Below are 17308 nucleotides of genomic sequence, written 5' to 3' on the forward strand. Positions count from 1 at the left end.
TAGACAGCGCATCCAGGCTGATTCCCGGCTTGAAGAAAGGTATCGAATATAAAGACGCCGCAACTCCGCTGACTTATGAAAGATTCACCCATAATACAGATGGAGCGAGCTCCGCATGGAGTTGGAATCCTAAGAAGAAGTTCTATAAAAACACCATGAGCGTGAATATAGAAACACCTGTGAAAAACCTTTATATCGGCTCCTGTTGGGCGATGCAGATCGGTGGTGTACCCGGCGCCCTTGCAGCAGCTTACCAGTGTACCAAAAAGATAAAGTGAAACCGATAAATTTAGTAGCAAGTGTAAAATTTCAAAACTCTTGCTACTTTCTTGGTTTAGACTCAGTAAAAGTATCATGTTGATTTTCTGCTGTTTGGGTAAATAAATCTTAGACTATATAATAAACTATTAGACAGTAAAATAAAGTTCCAGGCTGAAAGAGTAGAGTTATTCTGCTCTTCCCCTTTTTTTTATTGCCATTTGCTATTCATCATTAAAAGAGAAAGGAAGTGAAATGTTATGAATAATTTAGTAATAGATTTATTATTAACAAAAACGTAACAAATATTTAATATGAATATTACAATCTTCAACTTGGCAACAAGTTATGATGTTATTGTAGGGGAAACATAAGGGAAGGTTATTAGATGAAAAGAAAAAAGAGAACCGAGATATTGCTCAAAGGATCAATTGAAGTTACAACAAAGTTGGCACAAGAAATATTGAATAAATATGATATCAAGACTATTGCGGAACCGAATTATGGTTTAGTAATGGTCAAAGTGAGGGAAACCTCCAGGAGAAGCCAGTTCTATTTGGGTGAAGTTTTTGTTACGGAATGCAAGGTACTGATCGACAGGCGCTTTGGAATTGGCATTGTCAAGGGGCAAGCGCCGGAGCTTGCCTACTATCTGGCTGTTATAGACGCAGCTTATAATGCCGGTCTGCCGGAGACGAAAGATTGGACTGCTGCCTTGTTGCTTGAGGAAGAGAGAATCAAACAGCGCCATGAAGTTTTTAAAAACAAGGTCTTAAAGACAAAAGTCAGTTTTCAAACTATGGATGTCTAAAACGGGAGAGGTATAAACCATGCCATTGAATTTGGTTCACGACCTGCAAAGAGCCTATAGAAAGACGGTAGATGCCATGTCCAGGCCCGGGTTGATCAGCAGTATTAAAGCCCAGGCGGACAAGGTTGATCTGGAGATAGGTTGCTTTAAATCTACAATAGTACTGGCGCTGATGTTGTTTGATAATGAAGTAACATTTAAAGTGATTTCTGAACGTGAAGCTGAAATTACCAAACTATTAAACCAGCTGACATACGGTAAAGCCACGGAAGCACAAATCGCCGATTTCATTTTCGTTTTGCATGACGCCGGACCGTTGGATTTCGAGAAAGCGCTTATTGCGGCGCATCCCGGAAATTTGATGGACCCCCACAAATCAGCAACTATTATCGTGGAAGCTAATGCTCTGAGCAATGAGCGTGATTTAGCCCTGACTGGTCCCGGGATAGACCGGGAAAGTCACGTAAAAGTGCAGGTAAAAGGCAACTGGGTCGATCTGCGGGCTGAAAAAAACTCTGAATATCCGTTGGGAATCGATCTTATCTTTACAGATCCTGACCATAACCTTTTGTGTATTCCAAGAACAACTCAAATTGCGAAACAGGTGGTTGGATAGATGGGTTATGTTGCCGTAAAGGGCGGGACTGTCGCCATTGAAGAATCAATTAAACGATTAAAGTATGAGCGATTGAAAAAGGCCCAAATATTGGATATTAATAAAATTGAAGGCGGTATGCGCTGCCTGATCGATCAGGTTATGTCGGAGAGCAGCATCTACAGTGAAACCCTTGCGGCGATCTCGATCAAGCAGGCGGAAGGAAGCCCTGAGGAAGCAGTTTTTTTGATGAGGGCTTACCGTTCAACTTTACCCAGAAAACATTATTCGCGTACGGTTCACTCAGAAAACATGCTGGTCGAACGAAGAATCTCGGCAAGTTTTAAAGACATTCCCGGCGGGCAGATTCTAGGGGCTGCCTACGATTATACCCATCGCTTGATAGATTTTGAGCTGAATGATGAAACAGAAGAAGATGTCGTTAACTGGCTCGATGATTTTGCCAGGGACCATGGAAATAGCAATGACAGTACCGATTTGGCCAATCTTCCCAAGGTACTCGATTACTTGCGGGAGGAAGGCCTGATTGCGGCTTGTGAAAACAACGATAGTGAACCGGATGATATTACCAGGGAAAGTGTGCATTTTCCGGCCAGCCGCAGCGCCAGGCTGCAGATTTTAACCAGGGGGCAGACAGGCGCCGTTACATCATTGGGGTATGCGGCCCTGCGTAGCTATGGAGCTCTGCATCCAACGGTCGGAGAATTGCGTATTGGAAATTTACCTGTATATGTGGATAACCCGTTCAACGAAGCAAATGAGGACGATGACGCTTATTTTATCGGCGATATAAAAGTCACGGAAGTAGAGACCTTGTTCCCGGAACCCGCCCAAAAAGAAAATGGCTTTAAAGGTATTCAATTCGGTATAGGCTATGGCATCTGTTACGGACAAAATGAAACCAAAGCAATTGCCATGAGTATTCTCGACCGTTGTCTGGAAACAGGTAATTCAGAGTATCCTACCCATAACGAGGAGTTTGTCCTGTTGCATATCGATTCAGTTGAATCCACAGGATTTATCTCCCACCTGAAATTACCGCACTATGTAACTTTCCAGTCAGAGCTTGACAGTGTCCGGAAGTCTAAAAAGGTAAGAGAAAACAATGAGGGGCTCAAACCATGAAAATTAATTATAATTTTGCTTTTTTTGATGAAGGCTCCAAAAGAGAGATTAGAAGAGCCACCCTCAAAGCGATTGCCATTCCAGGGTACCAGGTACCCTTTGCTTCCCGTGAGATGCCGATCGCCAGAGGCTGGGGAACAGGCGGCCTGCAGTTGACTCTTTCCCTGGTGGGGAAGGAAGACGTGGTGAAAGTAATCGACCAGGGCTCCGATGAATCAGTCAATGCCGTTAACATTAAAAAGTTAATCACAGCTACCACCGGTATCACTGTAACTGACGCCACAGAGGAGGCAACTATCATTCAATCAAGGCACCGGATTCCGGAAATTCCCCTGCGGGAAGGTCAGATTCTGGTCCTTCAGGTACCGCTGCCGGAACCATTGAGATACTATGAACCGAGTGAATATGAGACCAAAAAGCTGCATGCGGAAAAAGAATACAGCGGGGCCTGGCTCATGCTGTTTGAGCAAATCATGAACCACGGCCATATGTCGACAGGGGCGGATCACCCGGTTATGGTGCATGACAGGTATGTTATGGCTCCCAGCCCCATCCCGAGATTTGACAATCACAAGATGAATAATTCCAAAGCTTTAATTCTGCTGGGGGCAGGCCGCGAAAAGAAAGTTTACGCCGTACCTCCGTACACCAGGGTGAGGTCGCTGGCTTTTGAAGATTTCCCTTTCGTGGCGGAATCTTTTCAGGGTAAGTCTTGCCGGTTATGCGGGGCAAAGGGAGTATACCTGGATGAAATACCGGATGATGCGACGGGAAAAACCTTATATCAATGCAACGATACCAGCTTTTGTATAAAGAGATTAAATGGAAAGACTTGCTGAGGTAAGTGAAATGATAGCTTTTGAACAACCTGCCTTGTCGGTCAGCCTTTTAAACAAACGATATGGAAACGGCTGTGCCAAATGCAGGAGCAGCCATGGGGAGGGCCTGATTAAAAATTTTTGTCCTGTCTGCGGTACGGTGTATGCGTGCCGGGATATCACCCTTGAGGTGTACGCGGGAGAAGTATTAGGAGTGGTCGGGGAAAGCGGCAGTGGCAAATCGACCTTGATGCAGTGCCTGTATTTCGATCAGGATGTCAGTGGCGGCGAGGCTTATATCAGTGCTTACAAGAACGGCCGGGTTAATATCTTTACAGAATCGTCCCAGCAGAAAAGGTATATCCGCAACCATATCATGGGGAAAGTCTATCAGAATCCGGTGATGGGCTTAAAAATGAATTTTTCAACGGTTGGCAATATCGCCGAGAAACTAATTGCAGCCGGCAATCGAAACGTGGGCAAGATGGAAGTTGGCGGGATGCAACTGCTGGAGCACGTCAATATACCGGTACACCGGGTCAAAGAAGCACCGAAGAATTTCTCGGGAGGCATGCGGCAGCGGGTGCAAATTGCCAAAGCCTTATCAAACAATCCGCCGCTCCTGCTGCTGGATGAAGTAACCACGGGGTTGGATCTGTCGGTGCAGGCCAGTGTCCTGGACCTGATCAAAAATATTCAGCGCGAGCTGAAAATCAGCGTGGTCATAGTTTCCCACGATTTGGGCGTGATCCGGATGTTGGCAGATCGAACTGTAGTGATGCTGGATGGCCGGATTGTTGAACATGGCTTGACTGATCAAATCCTGGAAGATCCGCAACACAGCTATACGCAACAGTTAGTTCAATCCTTGCTGGTTTAAGGAAAGGTTGATTAGGAGAAGATGAACAAGAGACTTGGTAAAGAACCGTATATCCATGAAAACTGCCGGCTGATCAATACGGAACTGGGAGAATATACCGAGGTCGGGATTTACAACTATCTGGAAAACGTATTCCTCCATGATTATTCCTATACAGGCGAGTTTTGCATCATCCAAAATACTGTCATCGGCAAGTTTGCCAACATTGCGGCCATGGCCCGCATCGGCCCGACCGACCATCCGATGGACAGGCCAAGTTTGCACCACTTTACCTACCGACGGGTAATGTATGGCTTAGCTGAAACAGACGATGATAAGTTCTTCAAATGGCGGGCGGAGCAAAAATTATTCATCGGTCATGATACCTGGATTGGCCACGGAGCGATCGTCATGCCCGGTTTGACGGTAGGCAACGGTGCGGTAGTTGGCGCCGGCGCAGTTGTGACCAAAGACGTCGAGCCCTATACCATTGTTGTTGGTGTGCCGGCTAAACCAATAAAGCAAAGATTTCCGGCACATGTCGTCCAAAAGCTGGAGGAGATCAAATGGTGGGACTGGTCCTATGACACCATCCGGGAAAGACTTGATGACTTTCACTTGCCGATCCATGAATTCGTTGATAAATATTATCTCTCATCTGATTCAGCGGCCGGCGCTAAATGGTAAATTATCCTGTCAATGCTGTGAAAATCAATATTTAAGGTATGCGGGTGATTAAATGGAAGAGATCCTGGCAATCGAGCATTTATCGAAATCCTTTACTATACATAATTTGGACAAACACATCGAAGCTCTTCACGATATTAATATTGTTATAAAAGAAGGTGAATTTGTAGGTATAACAGGGAAGAGCGGCAGCGGGAAATCAACTGTCTTTAAGTGTATTTACCGTACGTATGCCCCGCAGAAAGGAGGGATCTGGTACAATTCCAAAGAGTTCGGGCCAATTAACTTAATGGAAGCATCTGATAGAGAGGTCATTTATTTAAGGAAACATGAGATTGGCTATGTATCACAGTTTTTAAACGTCATGCCCCGGATTACCGCCCGTGAACTGATAAAACATGCGGTTTTGGAAAAGGGATATGAAGAAGATTATGCAGAGCGGGAAGCTGAAAAAATGCTGGAGCATTTTGAATTGGGCAGAGGGTTATGGGACAGTTATCCGGTTACCTTTTCCGGCGGTGAAAAATTACGTCTAAATATTGCCAGGGCCATGGTCAAGCGCCCCAGGTTGTTGCTTCTGGATGAACCAACTGCGAGTTTGGATTATGAATCCAAGTTAAAAGTAAAAGAATTGATTGAACAATTGATCAGAGAGGGAACAACAATGCTGGGAATCTTTCACGATCTTGAATTCATGGCAAACTTGTGCAACCGGAAATATACGATGCAGAATGGTAAATTAGTTGACACCAAATATTGTAGCCAAATTTAACCTTGTTTTCCTGAGATTTAACGGTTGTCTAATATGGACCTAACCATTATCAGGTAAGATGGATATTGAGATTATTTGCATTGATCCCATCATAAAGGTTTATCCCTTTATATTGAAATTCAATGTAAGTAATAAAAAATCAGAATGAAAAGGAGTTTTAAAATGAAAAAAGTCTCTTTTATTGCACTCGCCGTTGCTCTTGTATCATTATTTCTAGCGGGTTGCTCATCCACTTCCAATACCTCATCGGTCAAAGAGCCTGATACCATCACCATGGCCTGGTTGCCGAATAACGCGTCCGATGATTTTAAAGAGGCACGGGCTGAAATCAACAAGATTATTGAAAAAGCGACGGGCAAAAAAGTGGAAGACAAATTGACCACCGATTATGCCATTACTATTGAGGCCATAGCCAGCGGCAATGCGCAATTAGCCTACGTAGGAGCTCAACAATACATAGAGGCTCACAAGAAAAACGATAAGGTTCTTCCCCTGGTGGTTAACAGCGGGAATTCAGGAACTTTAGACGATGCCTTGTATTATAGCAGGATATTGGTTAAGAAAGGCAATGAGGACCAATACAAATCCGGCGACGGATATTCCATCGACAATATTGCCGGGAAAAAAATGTCTTTCGTTTCCACCAGTTCGACCTCTGGATGTAAAGTGCCCTCATCAGCTATTATGGCAACTTTTACCAAGAAAGACCAATGGAAAAATCTGAAGCAAGAAGATCTGCTTGAAGGCGGTAATGGTAAGTTTTTCAGCCAGGTACTCTTTGGAGGTTCCCACCAGTTGTCTTTAGTGAACCTGCTTACGGATAAAGCCGACGTCGCGGCGGTTGATGATATCGACGTAGCTACCTATGTTGACCTCACTTCCGGAGTTGCCAACACGCCTGGCGCTGTCTACACGGTCAAGAAGGACGCTGACGCTCCGTTTGACAAACTGGCAGGCGCGCAATACGTGGTGATTAAGGCAGTTCCGGTCTTGAACCCTCCCTTCGTGGTCAATACCGGCGCGTTGAGCCAGAAAACCATTGATGCTTTAACGCAGGCATTTACCTCCGATGAAGTTGCCAATAATACAAAGATTTTCTTTCCCAAAGGAGGTAAAGGTTTCTTCTTTCAGCCGCAGCGTTTTGTGACAGTAGAAGATGCCTGGTATGACCCGATCAGGGACCTGAGCAAATAAGAAGTCTTGTTGGTTAATGAATGGAAGGATAGTTCTAAAACTTAGGCGAATTTGCTTCGAGCTTATCCGCCGTACCTCCGCTTTTTAAGGACGGAGCCTTACGGCGGGTTAGCGACAATAAAAAGTGAAGGAGGCTGGAGTGTGGCATTATTGGAATTGAAAAATGTCACCAAGTATTATAACGGTACGACACCGGCCCTGGCCGAGGTCAGTTTCACGGTCCGGGAAGGCGAATTTGTTTCCGTGATTGGTCCTTCCGGAGCCGGCAAGTCCACTCTTCTTCGCTGTATTAACCGCATGATTGAATTGAGCAGAGGGGAAATCTCATTCGACGGGGTCATTGTTTCAAAACTTAGAAAAAGAGATTTGAGAAAACTAAGAACTAAGATCGGCATGATCTTTCAGCATTATAACCTGGTGGACCGGCTGACTGTGATCGAGAACGTGCTCCATGGCAGGCTTGGTTACAAATCAACGCTGGCGGGCGCCCTGGGCCGGTACAGCCGGGAGGAAAAAAATCAGGCGTACCGGATTATCAAAATTTTAGGTCTGACTGACCAGGTTTATAAGAGGTGCGATCAGCTAAGTGGAGGACAAAAGCAGCGCGTGGGGATCGCCAGAGCCCTGGTACAAAATCCTAAAATGATCCTGTGTGACGAGCCGATTGCTTCGCTGGATCCCAATGCTGCGAAGATTATCATGGATCACCTGAGACTTGTTTCCACAGAATTGGGTATAACTGTGCTTGTCAATATGCACCAGGTCGATGTAGCCCTGAAGTATTCGGATCGCATTATCGGCGTCAATAAGGGGAAAGTCGTTTTTGACGGCCTGCCGGAAGACCTGACGGCTGAGCAGATCTCTGATATTTACGGATCAGAGTCTGGAGAGTTGATTATTGATCTGGGAGAGAAAAATGCAAGCTGATATTTTTGCCAAACGCAGGAACGAAGGCCTGATCTTCTTTGCCTTGTTGGCTGTTCTGACGGTAGGTTCGATCATTATTACCCGGTACGATGTGTTGAAAGGCTTTACCAGTATCGCCAAAGCTTTAGTTTGGGGAATTTCCAATTTTTATCCAGATGCCGCGTCGATGCTGAAACTGGCTGATATTTTACTTAAATTACGGGAAACGGTGCTGATGTCCATCGCTTCCACCACCGTTGCCGCTGTTCTTGCTATACCCTTAGCGTTGGCCGGTTCCCGTACGACCAGGATAAACGGTCTATTCAGTATCGTCAGCCGGGGTATTGCTTCACTCTTTCGCAACATTCCCCTGGTGGCCTGGGCCATGGTGTTGATGCTGGCTTTCAGCCAAAACCCGCTGACAGGTTTCCTGGCCCTGTTTTTTGGTTCGCTCGGGTTTCTAACCAGGGCGTTCATGGAAACCATCGACGAAGTGAGCAATAACTCGGTGGAAGCCGTACAAGCTACCGGCGCAGCTTATCTCCATGTTATATTTCAAGCGGTTATACCTTCCAGCCTGCCCCAAATGATCAGTTGGTTGTTATACATGATTGAAACCAATATCCGCAATGCCACCCTGGTGGGGATTCTCACCGGTACCGGAATCGGCTTTTCTTTTGATTTGTATTACAAAAGGCTGGACTATCATACTGCGAGCCTGGTTGTAATTTTGATCGTAATCACGGTTATTGCCATCGAATTCATATCAAACAAGATAAGAAGGGTGATTTTGTGATGCAAATCGAGGAATCGATCAAAGGATGGAAGCAATTGGGCAGCGACTACGTTGCGGAAAGGGGGCGCGCACCCAGCCGGGGAAGGGGAGCATACGGCGGAATGTCTCCGGCTTATGACGACATGGACCTAGCCGCCGTCAAACCCTTGAACCGGTCGTCTCTGGCGATGCGGACAACCCTGCTGGTTTTGGCGGTTTTGACCCTATATGCTTTATCCACCATCGATTATAAGAGTATCGACATCCCAAAGGCTTTTGCCGGTACTGTAAGCAATTTCAAAACAATATTTATGCAACCATATTCGCACCGTTTTAGCTGGTGGGAAGCTGCCTACGAAGTGGTGGTGACGATCGGGCTGGCATTTTTGACCACTTTGTTCGGCGCCGTAATCGCCCTGGTTTTGGGGCTGCTGGCCGCCCGGAATTTGGCTCCGAAACAAGTTACCGATATAATCAAAGGCTTTGTCGCCTTTATCCGGGCCGTGCCCACTATCTTATGGGTGTTGATATTTGCTGTGGCTGCCGGGCTGGGCAGTGCGGCGGCGGTTATCGGCATGACTTTTCATTCGGTCAGCTATTTGACCAAGGCCTATTCCGAGTCTTTTGAAGACCTGGACCGAAGCGTGATTGAAGCTTTAATGGCCAGCGGCGCCAATTGGTGGCAAATTGTTTTTCAGGCGGTTATACCATCCTCTGCAACCTATTTACTGTCCTGGACTTTCTTGAGGTTTGAAATCAACTTTGCCAATGCCGTTGCCATGGGCGCTGCTGCCGGCGCAGCCGGTATAGGTTTTGATTTGTTTATGGCCAGTGAATTTTATTTCGATTTACGGGAAATAGGGTTAATCACTTATCTTATTCTAGCCTTTGCCATCGTCCTGGAGGCTGTTTCCACGAATATGAAGGGGAAGATCCATAAAAGGGCTTAATGGCAAGATTGGCTGGATGAAACAATAAACTTGCTAAAACCGGGGAGAAAATGAAATGAGAACAAAGAAGACCTGCATTCATAGTGCAAATATCATTTTGCCGGAAAAAATTATCAGGGGCTATATTCTAATTGACGGCAACAGGATTTCCGAGGTGGAGGAAAGCGGTTTGGCCAGGGTTTACGCCCATCCGGACGTGAGGATGATTGATGCTGAAGGTTGTTATGTTATGCCGGGTCTGATCGACATGCACTGTGACGCCATTGAAAAAGAGATGCAGCCAAGGCCTAATACCATGTTTCCCATCAATATGGCCTTCTATGAGCTGGAAAAAAAGCTTGTCGTCAGTGGAATAACCACCATGTACCATTCCCTTTGCTTAAGTGACGAATGGGGAGTACGGGATAAAGACATGGTTTTAGGTATTATCAGCAGCATCAACAGGCTCAAAAAGACACGCACAATGCTCAACCACAAAATACACATTAGATATGAGCTGACTTTCCTCGAAGGGATAAGTATTCTCGAAAGCATGATCAGGGAAAAGAACATAGACTTTATTTCATTTATGGACCATACGCCCGGCCAAGGACAGTTTAGGGATGCGGAAACTTTGAAGAGCTTTACTATGCAAATGTATGGCAGGGAAGAAAAGGAAGTCGAAGCTTCATTAGATAAAACTATAGAGTACCAGACCATGATCAATTGGTCCAGGCTGGTTGGTTTGGCTAAATTGGCGAGAACCAAAGGGATTAGATTGGCTTCCCATGATGATGATACAAAAGAGAAAATTGAGATGCTCCTTGCCTGTGAAGGTGTCGTAAGTGAATTTCCCATTAACCTTGATACTGCCCTCTACGCCAGATCAAAAGGTGTCCAGGTATGCGTGGGAGCTCCCAATATCATCCGGGGCAAGTCGCACAGCAACAATATGAGGGCCATTGATGCTATCACCAGTCATGCGGCTGATATCGTATGTTCAGACTATCTGCCCAGCGCCATGCTTCCGGCAATTTTCCACCTCACCGGAAAAGGAGTTAAACTGACTGAATCGGTTAAGATGGCAACCTTAAATCCGGCCATGGCTTTGGGAATCGAGCAAGAAGTCGGAACTGTAGAAGTGGGAAAATATGCTGATTTAATCATAGTTGAATTGTATCAGGATTATCCCATAGTGCGTCAAACACTGGTGGGTGGGACTACGGTTTACCAATCCAATTTTCAGGTATTTAACAGCGAAAGAGTTGAAAATATATGCTGATCAGAGAGGCAAGAGAGACTGATCTCACGGAAATATTAGAGCTCTTAAAAGATATGGATGGGGAAGAGGCGCTTTCTTCCGGCGATGCGCTGTCAATATGGCGCAATATAAACAGGTATCCATACTATAAGATCTTTATAGCCGAAGACGACAAAATCATCATCGGCGCCTGCAGTCTGATCGTTATTGACAACCTGGGCCATAAAGGCGCTAAGCTTGCTGTGGCGGAGAATGTGATCGTGAGTCCGGCTCACAGGGGACGCGGCGTCGGCGCCCGGATGATGCGATTTGTCATGGAACGTGCAAAAGAAGAAAATTGTTACAAGCTTATGCTATCCAGCAACAAAAAAAGGGTTCTTGCGCACAGGTTCTATAAACAGTTGGGCTTTGAGCAACACGGGATCAGTTTTATGATCGAGGTGAACAAAAATGATTGATTTGCACGTGCGTACAAAGACATTCAATTAAATCCTAAATAAACAGAAGGTTATTGCTGATGAAGAAGATTATACAAAATGGAAGAATAGTGTCGCCAGGGGGTATTATTGAGGGTTCGATCATTCTTGATGATACTAAAATTAGCCGCATCATTGAAGGCGATAGCTCTTTATCAGGGCTAGACACGAACAGAGGCGCGGAAACTATTGATGCAGGCGGTTGTTACATTATGCCCGGCCTGGTAGACTTCCACTGCGATCTGTTGGAGTATGCCATTCAGCCAAGAAAGAAAGTATTTTTCCCCATAAACCTGGCCTTGCACTCCATCCAGGCGCAATTTCTGGCGGCCGGGATCACTACCGTTTTCCACCCGGTGTCCTTTGCCGGCGAGCCGGGTTTAAGGTCAAATGATATGGGGCAGGAAATTGTCAGGGCCATTGCCCGCTTCCGCCGGGAAGAGACTGCCATGCTTCGCCATTTCATACATGTACGCTATGAATTAAATAATAAAGCTGGGCTGCATACTGTTGGCAGAATTTTTGAGGAAGGGTTGGTAGATCTTTTTTCGGTTACGGATCACTCACCCAGGTACGCAAAGTTTAAAACTTATCATGAGTATAAGAGTTATATTGAAAAAAACAGCACTTTAACAGCCGAACAACTGGAAGCTTATACTAAAGCTCAATGGGAAATGCCGGAGGAAGTTGATAATGAGGTTGAACAACAGCTATTGATGTATGTGGCTAAACATAATGTTCCATTTGCGACCCATGACGACGATAGCCCTCAGAGGGTGGATGCCTACAGGCACAGAGGAGCGACTATCAGCGAATTTCCTTTAAATGAAGAAGCCGCAAGACACGCGCTCAATCATAAAATGTATTCAGTTGTCGGCGCCCCAAACCTCTTAAGAAATAAATCACATACCAATAATCTTTCAGCACGCTATGCGATCCATAACGGTCTGGCCAATATTATTTGTTCAGATTATTATTGTAATGCCCTACTGGCTTCAGTATTCATTCTTTTTGAGGAAGGGATAAGCCTTAATGAAGCAGTTTCCTATGCCGCGTTAAACCCGGCTAGGGCGGTTGGCCTGGGAGACAGGCTCGGTTCTTTAGAAGAAGGCAAGGAAGCGGACATTATCCTGGTCCATCATACGCACGGGGAACTTCCAGTTGTGGAAAGAGCCATGGTTGAGGGCCGATGGAGATATGGAGCATGATTAAAAAGAGCAAAATTGACGGTTTAAATGTAGTTAATGTTAACGGAAGTCCCCGGAAAATAACAATTCTCAGGTGTCGAACGTATGAATAATGAAGAGCTAGGTATGTTTGGTTTTGCTGAAGGTTTAGTGAAATCTGCAGGCTTAAAATTACTGGAAAGCCGGCATTCTGACATAAAAGTAAGGGAAAAGACATCCCAGATGGATCTTGTTACGGATCATGACCTTTTAATAGAGAGTTTTTTGGCAGAGGCTATTATAGAAAAGTATCCGGGACATGACATACTGACCGAAGAAAGCCGGGCCTGGTCAAGGGCGGCAAGTGATGGCTATACGTGGGTGATCGATCCGATTGACGGTACCGTCAATTACTATCGTTTTGGAAAGGATTATGCGATTTCTCTGGCATTGTACAGGGATGCGTACCCGGTTTGGGGTCTGGTCTATGATGTCGCAAACGGTGTAATGTATGGTGCAAGTCATGCTGAAGGGGCAAAGATCAATGGAAGAAGCTTAAGTACCCTGCCTGAACGAAAGGAAAGGTTAAGTAAAGCAGTCGTTGCCATGAGTTTGAGGACAATGGCAGAAATGGCCGGTTTGGGTATGGATGTTTTAGATATGCTGTCCAGGGTGCAGGCGCACAGATATTTAGGGTGTGCTTCCCTTGAATTGTGCAAGGTTGCAAATGGAGAATATGATTTGTTTATTTCTTCAAATGTCTATGAGTGGGATGTCGCAGCAGCCAGGATTTTTTTGGAAGAACGTGGAGGGGTTATCCTCTCCCGGGCAAAAGACAAAAATAACTCCCGTTGCGGCAAGCTTTTTATCGCTGCTTTCCGTTCCCCGTTAATTTGGAAAGAAGCTCTGACTTACTTTCCGAAATGTATCAGGAATAAGTATTGTTTTTAATTGCGGAAGGGGTTTGGGCATTGTCAGGTGAGATGTTAATAGTGGACAAATTAGTTTTTCAGATTATCTCAGGCAAATACAATGCCCATGATAAACTGCCGTCTGAAAATGTGATTGCAGACCAATACAAGGTACCAAGAATTACAGCCAGGAAAGCCTATGAAAGGCTTGAAGAATTAGGCTATATTTATAAAAAACAGGGAAAAGGAAGCTATGTAAAAGACAGGCATAAACAAATTGAGCTTGTCCTTTCCGGTGATGTAAGTTTTAGCCAAAAAATGATTGAAAAAGGTTATGATTTTCAGTCAAACAATATATTTTGCAAGGAGATTAAATACAATAAAAAGATTTATGATTTTTTAGCGGCTGATCATGATGACCGGATTTATAAAGTAGGGAGATTGAGATTTATTGATCAACAACCTATCGCCATTCACATTTCCTATGTTGCCAAATCGGTATTCAACGATATTGATACTGTGGGTATGAATATTACGTCCATGTTCAAATATTACAACAGTAAAGGTTATAATGAATTTTGTTCAAAACCCAGCATCCTAAGTGTTTCATTTCCAACGAAATCCCAACGGGAGCTGTTGGGGTGTACATATTTAATACCGCTTTTGATCTTGGAATCCGGCTGTATTGATAAAAGAAGCTGTAGAGTATTGGAGTACACCAGGATTTTATATCGAAGCGATTGCTTTTCATTCTCTATGCCAACCCAACACCAGATGCCTTAATGGTTATGCTGTGATTACTACACTTAATGCCTCCTGAAAATATTTTAGGGCAGTTTCTATTGCGATAAGAGTTGTAAGTCATTAGTATACATTATCTCGTAAATTCAAGCATCAATTTTCCCCTCTCACGCTCTTTATGTCAGAGGATTTCTAACTGGAGAAGCAAAATGTCTTTGACATGAATTCCCTTATATGGTGGCTGTTTTGCGCCGGAATATCCGAAAGCGTGCACGCTTCACGGGAATTCTGCTGTTTGGATACGGTATCGTGGGACTTTCTAAAGCGAAAGCAATCTGGAACCTGCCTAATGGAGATTATGAATATTTTAACGGTACTATAATAGATATTTTATATATTTGCAAACCATGGACGGGACGTTCTGGATTTAAATCTTAAAAAATGATATGAGCTTTAACTTTGATTTAAAATGTGCTGTGTACCTGATACAGGTAAAGGGGCTTTGGATTCGTTCAGTAAAACGGCCCATCTTTTAATCAGTTGCTCAAAACCCGTTTCCAAAGACATTTCAAGGGCATGAGCACGTGCCTGTTTCCCTAACATCTTTAGTTGTTCTCTATTTCTCAATAAGCGGATCACACCGTCGGCAAGGCTGGCAGGGTCACCCGGCGTACAGGAAATGCCGTTTTCCCCGTCAATCAAGCTATCCTGGACACCGCCGCTAAAAGCACCGACAACGGGAATTCCGGATGACATTGCCTCCAGGACCACATTGCCAAAGGTTTCCGAAGTTGAAGGAAAAACGAAGATATCTGCGTTGGCGTACATTTTAGCCAGCTTCAAGCCTGTTAAAAAGCCGGTGCAGGTCACATTGCCCGGCATACATCGTTCAATCTGCTTCAGCATTGGGCCGTCACCGACAATGAAAAGATGCACCTTGTTGTGAAATTTTGCGTTAATGATCTCCATGGCGTGCATCAACACGCCAATATTTTTTTCAGCAGCAACCCTTCCTACATAAAGTAATATGGTCTTCCCATGTATATGGTAGTAAGGCACTGACAATATTCCTTTGTACTTGGGCGAAAAGAAATCCGTATCTACGCCCCTTACCCATAATTCAAGATTTTTCATGCCGCGCTGTAAAAGCTCATCCCTGGTATATAACGAAGGGCAGAAGTTAATGTCGCACTGATTGTGAAACCAGGTAAAATACCTCCACATAACCCGGTCGATAAGACGCAGGCGGTAGTACGCCAGATAATCGCTGAAATTGGTATGGTATACGGTGGTAATGGGGATTGAATTTTTCCGTGCGTATAATAGGCCGCACAGGCCTATACTGAACTGGGTGCTGTCATGGATCAGGTCAGGCTTAAAGCGGTTTAAGATTTTCTTGATATAATAATAATTTGGTATTGAAACGCGGCATTCGGGGTAGAGAAAAAACTTCATACCGTGTATACGGTATATATTTTTATCGGTAGAAGTATCCGGACCAGGCGCGAAAACGATATATTCAAAGCCGGGAATTTTGTCAAGATACGAAAATAATTGCTGCATCGTAGTAGATACACCGTTCAACTGAGGTAGATAGGTATCTGTAAAGAAAGCTATTTTCAAGGGGAACACCAGCCTTCTTTTGAAGTTTCATCCGCAAATTAACGCCTAATTTAATTTAGTTTAAATGTTGTTTTTTAAAAACAGTGATTAATTTTTATTATTTTTTGGTTAATTCGGCAAGAAAATTTTGTTTTGCGTGTCTTGATTTTTATCCCTAACTTTTAATAGAAACGATCCAAAATGGAGCTAACGGTGGTTCCCCCCAGGGCAATGCCCCAGTCGGCAATTCATTTAGCTGCAAGTGCCAACCTGCGATTCTTTTTCATTTATTTTTGTTAATCATTCTTTCTTTTTGAATTTGGATAAATAGCAGCAAAATTTGTTTTAACCTTCGAATTTTTTTCACCCCTTATACAAAATATTTTTCTTCTGCATATATCATAGCGGGGCAGTTTTAAAAATTAATGGTTATTATGTTAACAATAATTTAAATTTTATATTTTCCGCTTTAGCTATAATCCTTTAATAAGTTTTAAACGTGCTTCAGTAGCTAACTAGCTAACAAGTGAGGGCTCACAATACCTTCGGCCAAACCAACCTGCGGTGGACCTGTTGTACCAGGAAGGCATCACGATGTGTTATGATGGATGCTGTATTATATGTAAAAAATTATTTGCCCGGCAGTGAGCCGGGCATTCCTGTTTCTGAGCTATTTAGTTTTGACAATCTTTATCCAAAGTATACCATGCAAGATAATTTATGGTAATCTTATTATGCACTACTTTATCATTCATGGTCTTAATAAAAATAATAAAAATAATTAACTTGGAGTGATATCTGTGCAAAAACAAAATCACCCGGCCAGTATGTTTAGGTGCGCCTTCCCTGCGCCTTATCCTTCGGTGCGTGTGACAGCGCCTAACAGGCAGTATGCTGAACTCTTACTTGAAGATTATGCGGGGGCTGTAAGTGAAATCACGGCCATAAATCAGTACCTGCACCATTATTTCACGCTCCATGGAATAAACGAGGAGGTGGCAGAGCTGGAGGAGTGCATTTCTTTGGTAGAGATGCACCATATGGAACTGTTGGCGGAAACAATCAGGCTGTTAGGTGTGGACCCGCGCTACCGGGTGATTAGAGATAACCAGGAAATATATTGGAATGCCGCTTATGTCTACTATGGTTACAGTGTGTGCGATAAGTTGGCAGCCGATATCGCGGCTGAATGGGCCGCCATTGCAGCCTACCGCGATCATCAACAGCGGATTGGCGATCCATTTATTAAGGAGCTATTGGAAAGAATAATCCAGGATGAATATCACCACATCCGTTTATTTAACGAGGCTATGCAGAAATATTGTAAGTGATCTAATTTGGGATATCACCTTATATTACAAAAGCCGCAATAGCCACCTCGAAATTAAGACAAACACTGTT

Annotated in this window: 19 protein-coding genes and 1 pseudogene; 19 read left to right on the top strand and 1 reads right to left on the bottom strand. The window is 44.2% G+C overall.

The window, feature by feature from the left end:
- From Psfp_RS21315 to Psfp_RS21320, 18 genes and pseudogenes are all read left to right on the top strand, one after another.
- Positions 1 to 278 (top strand): annotated as a pseudogene (locus tag Psfp_RS21315) (hypothetical protein); the annotation flags it as partial.
- Between the two features lie 368 nt (positions 279 to 646).
- Entirely contained in the window at positions 647 to 1069 is a 423-nt protein-coding gene (phnG, locus tag Psfp_RS12495) for a phosphonate C-P lyase system protein PhnG (protein WP_134218877.1), read from the top strand.
- A gap of 19 nt (positions 1070 to 1088) precedes the next feature.
- On the top strand, positions 1089 to 1685 hold the full coding sequence (phnH, locus tag Psfp_RS12500; protein WP_134218878.1) for a phosphonate C-P lyase system protein PhnH: 597 nt from the start codon (positions 1089 to 1091) through the stop codon (positions 1683 to 1685).
- Positions 1686 to 2810: a carbon-phosphorus lyase complex subunit PhnI gene (locus tag Psfp_RS12505; RefSeq protein WP_134218879.1), complete on the top strand. Its 1125-nt coding sequence runs from the start codon at positions 1686 to 1688 to the stop codon at positions 2808 to 2810.
- Complete coding sequence (locus Psfp_RS12510) at positions 2807 to 3649, top strand: alpha-D-ribose 1-methylphosphonate 5-phosphate C-P-lyase PhnJ (RefSeq protein WP_134218880.1); 843 nt, start codon at positions 2807 to 2809, stop codon at positions 3647 to 3649. Before Psfp_RS12505 ends, Psfp_RS12510 begins: the two co-directional genes overlap by 4 nt.
- A 10-nt stretch (positions 3650 to 3659) precedes the next feature.
- On the top strand, positions 3660 to 4508 hold the full coding sequence (locus tag Psfp_RS12515) for an ATP-binding cassette domain-containing protein (protein ID WP_134218919.1): 849 nt from the start codon (positions 3660 to 3662) through the stop codon (positions 4506 to 4508).
- Between the two features lie 21 nt (positions 4509 to 4529).
- The gene (locus Psfp_RS12520; protein WP_134218881.1) at positions 4530 to 5174 is read left to right on the top strand and encodes a DapH/DapD/GlmU-related protein; all 645 of its coding nucleotides are present in this window, start codon (positions 4530 to 4532) and stop codon (positions 5172 to 5174) included.
- A gap of 52 nt (positions 5175 to 5226) precedes the next feature.
- Positions 5227 to 5946, top strand: coding sequence for an ATP-binding cassette domain-containing protein (locus Psfp_RS12525; protein WP_134218882.1), 720 nt, complete (start codon positions 5227 to 5229; stop codon positions 5944 to 5946).
- A 162-nt stretch (positions 5947 to 6108) separates the two neighbouring features.
- The gene (locus tag Psfp_RS12530) at positions 6109 to 7140 is read left to right on the top strand and encodes a PhnD/SsuA/transferrin family substrate-binding protein (protein WP_134218883.1); all 1032 of its coding nucleotides are present in this window, start codon (positions 6109 to 6111) and stop codon (positions 7138 to 7140) included.
- A gap of 141 nt (positions 7141 to 7281) precedes the next feature.
- Complete coding sequence (gene phnC, locus Psfp_RS12535; protein WP_134218884.1) at positions 7282 to 8067, top strand: phosphonate ABC transporter ATP-binding protein; 786 nt, start codon at positions 7282 to 7284, stop codon at positions 8065 to 8067.
- A complete protein-coding gene (locus Psfp_RS12540) occupies positions 8057 to 8842 on the top strand; it encodes an ABC transporter permease subunit (protein WP_134218885.1) in 786 nt (261 codons plus the stop codon). Before phnC ends, Psfp_RS12540 begins: the two co-directional genes overlap by 11 nt.
- A complete protein-coding gene (locus tag Psfp_RS12545; protein ID WP_134218920.1) occupies positions 8842 to 9771 on the top strand; it encodes an ABC transporter permease subunit in 930 nt (309 codons plus the stop codon). Before Psfp_RS12540 ends, Psfp_RS12545 begins: the two co-directional genes overlap by 1 nt.
- 55 nt (positions 9772 to 9826) lie before the next feature.
- Entirely contained in the window at positions 9827 to 11032 is a 1206-nt protein-coding gene (locus Psfp_RS12550; RefSeq protein WP_134218886.1) for an alpha-D-ribose 1-methylphosphonate 5-triphosphate diphosphatase, read from the top strand.
- Entirely contained in the window at positions 11026 to 11469 is a 444-nt protein-coding gene (locus Psfp_RS12555; protein WP_134218887.1) for a GNAT family N-acetyltransferase, read from the top strand. Before Psfp_RS12550 ends, Psfp_RS12555 begins: the two co-directional genes overlap by 7 nt.
- Positions 11470 to 11528: 59 nt before the next feature.
- On the top strand, positions 11529 to 12695 hold the full coding sequence (locus tag Psfp_RS12560) for an alpha-D-ribose 1-methylphosphonate 5-triphosphate diphosphatase (RefSeq protein ID WP_134218888.1): 1167 nt from the start codon (positions 11529 to 11531) through the stop codon (positions 12693 to 12695).
- Between the two features lie 84 nt (positions 12696 to 12779).
- On the top strand, positions 12780 to 13604 hold the full coding sequence (locus Psfp_RS12565; RefSeq protein ID WP_134218889.1) for an inositol monophosphatase family protein: 825 nt from the start codon (positions 12780 to 12782) through the stop codon (positions 13602 to 13604).
- The gene (locus Psfp_RS12570) at positions 13595 to 14347 is read left to right on the top strand and encodes a GntR family transcriptional regulator (protein WP_243120622.1); all 753 of its coding nucleotides are present in this window, start codon (positions 13595 to 13597) and stop codon (positions 14345 to 14347) included. The genes Psfp_RS12565 and Psfp_RS12570 overlap by 10 nt, the downstream gene beginning before the upstream one ends.
- Positions 14348 to 14539: 192 nt before the next feature.
- On the top strand, positions 14540 to 14743 hold the full coding sequence (locus Psfp_RS21320; protein ID WP_153189531.1) for a hypothetical protein: 204 nt from the start codon (positions 14540 to 14542) through the stop codon (positions 14741 to 14743).
- Positions 14744 to 14758: 15 nt separating this feature from the next.
- Here the strand turns inward: Psfp_RS21320 and Psfp_RS12575 are convergent, their stop codons facing one another.
- Positions 14759 to 15928: a glycosyltransferase family 1 protein gene (locus Psfp_RS12575; RefSeq protein ID WP_134218890.1), complete on the bottom strand. Its 1170-nt coding sequence runs from the start codon at positions 15926 to 15928 to the stop codon at positions 14759 to 14761.
- Positions 15929 to 16707: 779 nt separating this feature from the next.
- Between Psfp_RS12575 and Psfp_RS12580 the strand changes: the two genes are divergently transcribed.
- The gene (locus Psfp_RS12580) at positions 16708 to 17238 is read left to right on the top strand and encodes a manganese catalase family protein (RefSeq protein WP_243120623.1); all 531 of its coding nucleotides are present in this window, start codon (positions 16708 to 16710) and stop codon (positions 17236 to 17238) included.
- Positions 17239 to 17308 lie beyond the last annotated feature (70 nt).

The organism is Pelotomaculum sp. FP, assembly GCF_004369245.1.
GTDB classification, from domain to species: domain Bacteria; phylum Bacillota; class Desulfotomaculia; order Desulfotomaculales; family Pelotomaculaceae; genus Pelotomaculum_C; species Pelotomaculum_C schinkii.

What these genes read in the sequence shown, in the direction of transcription:
- Psfp_RS12560 (WP_134218888.1), top strand. Translation starts at nt 11,529, where the DNA reads ATGAAGAAGATTATACAAAATGGAAGAATAGTGTCGCCAGGGGGTATT.
- Psfp_RS12540 (WP_134218885.1), top strand. Translation starts at nt 8,057, where the DNA reads ATGCAAGCTGATATTTTTGCCAAACGCAGGAACGAAGGCCTGATCTTC.
- Psfp_RS21320 (WP_153189531.1), top strand. Translation starts at nt 14,540, where the DNA reads ATGGTGGCTGTTTTGCGCCGGAATATCCGAAAGCGTGCACGCTTCACG.
- Psfp_RS12545 (WP_134218920.1), top strand. Translation starts at nt 8,842, where the DNA reads ATGCAAATCGAGGAATCGATCAAAGGATGGAAGCAATTGGGCAGCGAC.
- phnH (WP_134218878.1), top strand. Translation starts at nt 1,089, where the DNA reads ATGCCATTGAATTTGGTTCACGACCTGCAAAGAGCCTATAGAAAGACG.
- Psfp_RS12505 (WP_134218879.1), top strand. Translation starts at nt 1,686, where the DNA reads ATGGGTTATGTTGCCGTAAAGGGCGGGACTGTCGCCATTGAAGAATCA.
- Psfp_RS12550 (WP_134218886.1), top strand. Translation starts at nt 9,827, where the DNA reads ATGAGAACAAAGAAGACCTGCATTCATAGTGCAAATATCATTTTGCCG.
- Psfp_RS12530 (WP_134218883.1), top strand. Translation starts at nt 6,109, where the DNA reads ATGAAAAAAGTCTCTTTTATTGCACTCGCCGTTGCTCTTGTATCATTA.
- Psfp_RS12565 (WP_134218889.1), top strand. Translation starts at nt 12,780, where the DNA reads ATGAATAATGAAGAGCTAGGTATGTTTGGTTTTGCTGAAGGTTTAGTG.
- Psfp_RS12520 (WP_134218881.1), top strand. Translation starts at nt 4,530, where the DNA reads ATGAACAAGAGACTTGGTAAAGAACCGTATATCCATGAAAACTGCCGG.
- Psfp_RS12525 (WP_134218882.1), top strand. Translation starts at nt 5,227, where the DNA reads ATGGAAGAGATCCTGGCAATCGAGCATTTATCGAAATCCTTTACTATA.
- Psfp_RS12510 (WP_134218880.1), top strand. Translation starts at nt 2,807, where the DNA reads ATGAAAATTAATTATAATTTTGCTTTTTTTGATGAAGGCTCCAAAAGA.
- Psfp_RS12555 (WP_134218887.1), top strand. Translation starts at nt 11,026, where the DNA reads ATGCTGATCAGAGAGGCAAGAGAGACTGATCTCACGGAAATATTAGAG.
- Psfp_RS12515 (WP_134218919.1), top strand. Translation starts at nt 3,660, where the DNA reads ATGATAGCTTTTGAACAACCTGCCTTGTCGGTCAGCCTTTTAAACAAA.
- phnG (WP_134218877.1), top strand. Translation starts at nt 647, where the DNA reads ATGAAAAGAAAAAAGAGAACCGAGATATTGCTCAAAGGATCAATTGAA.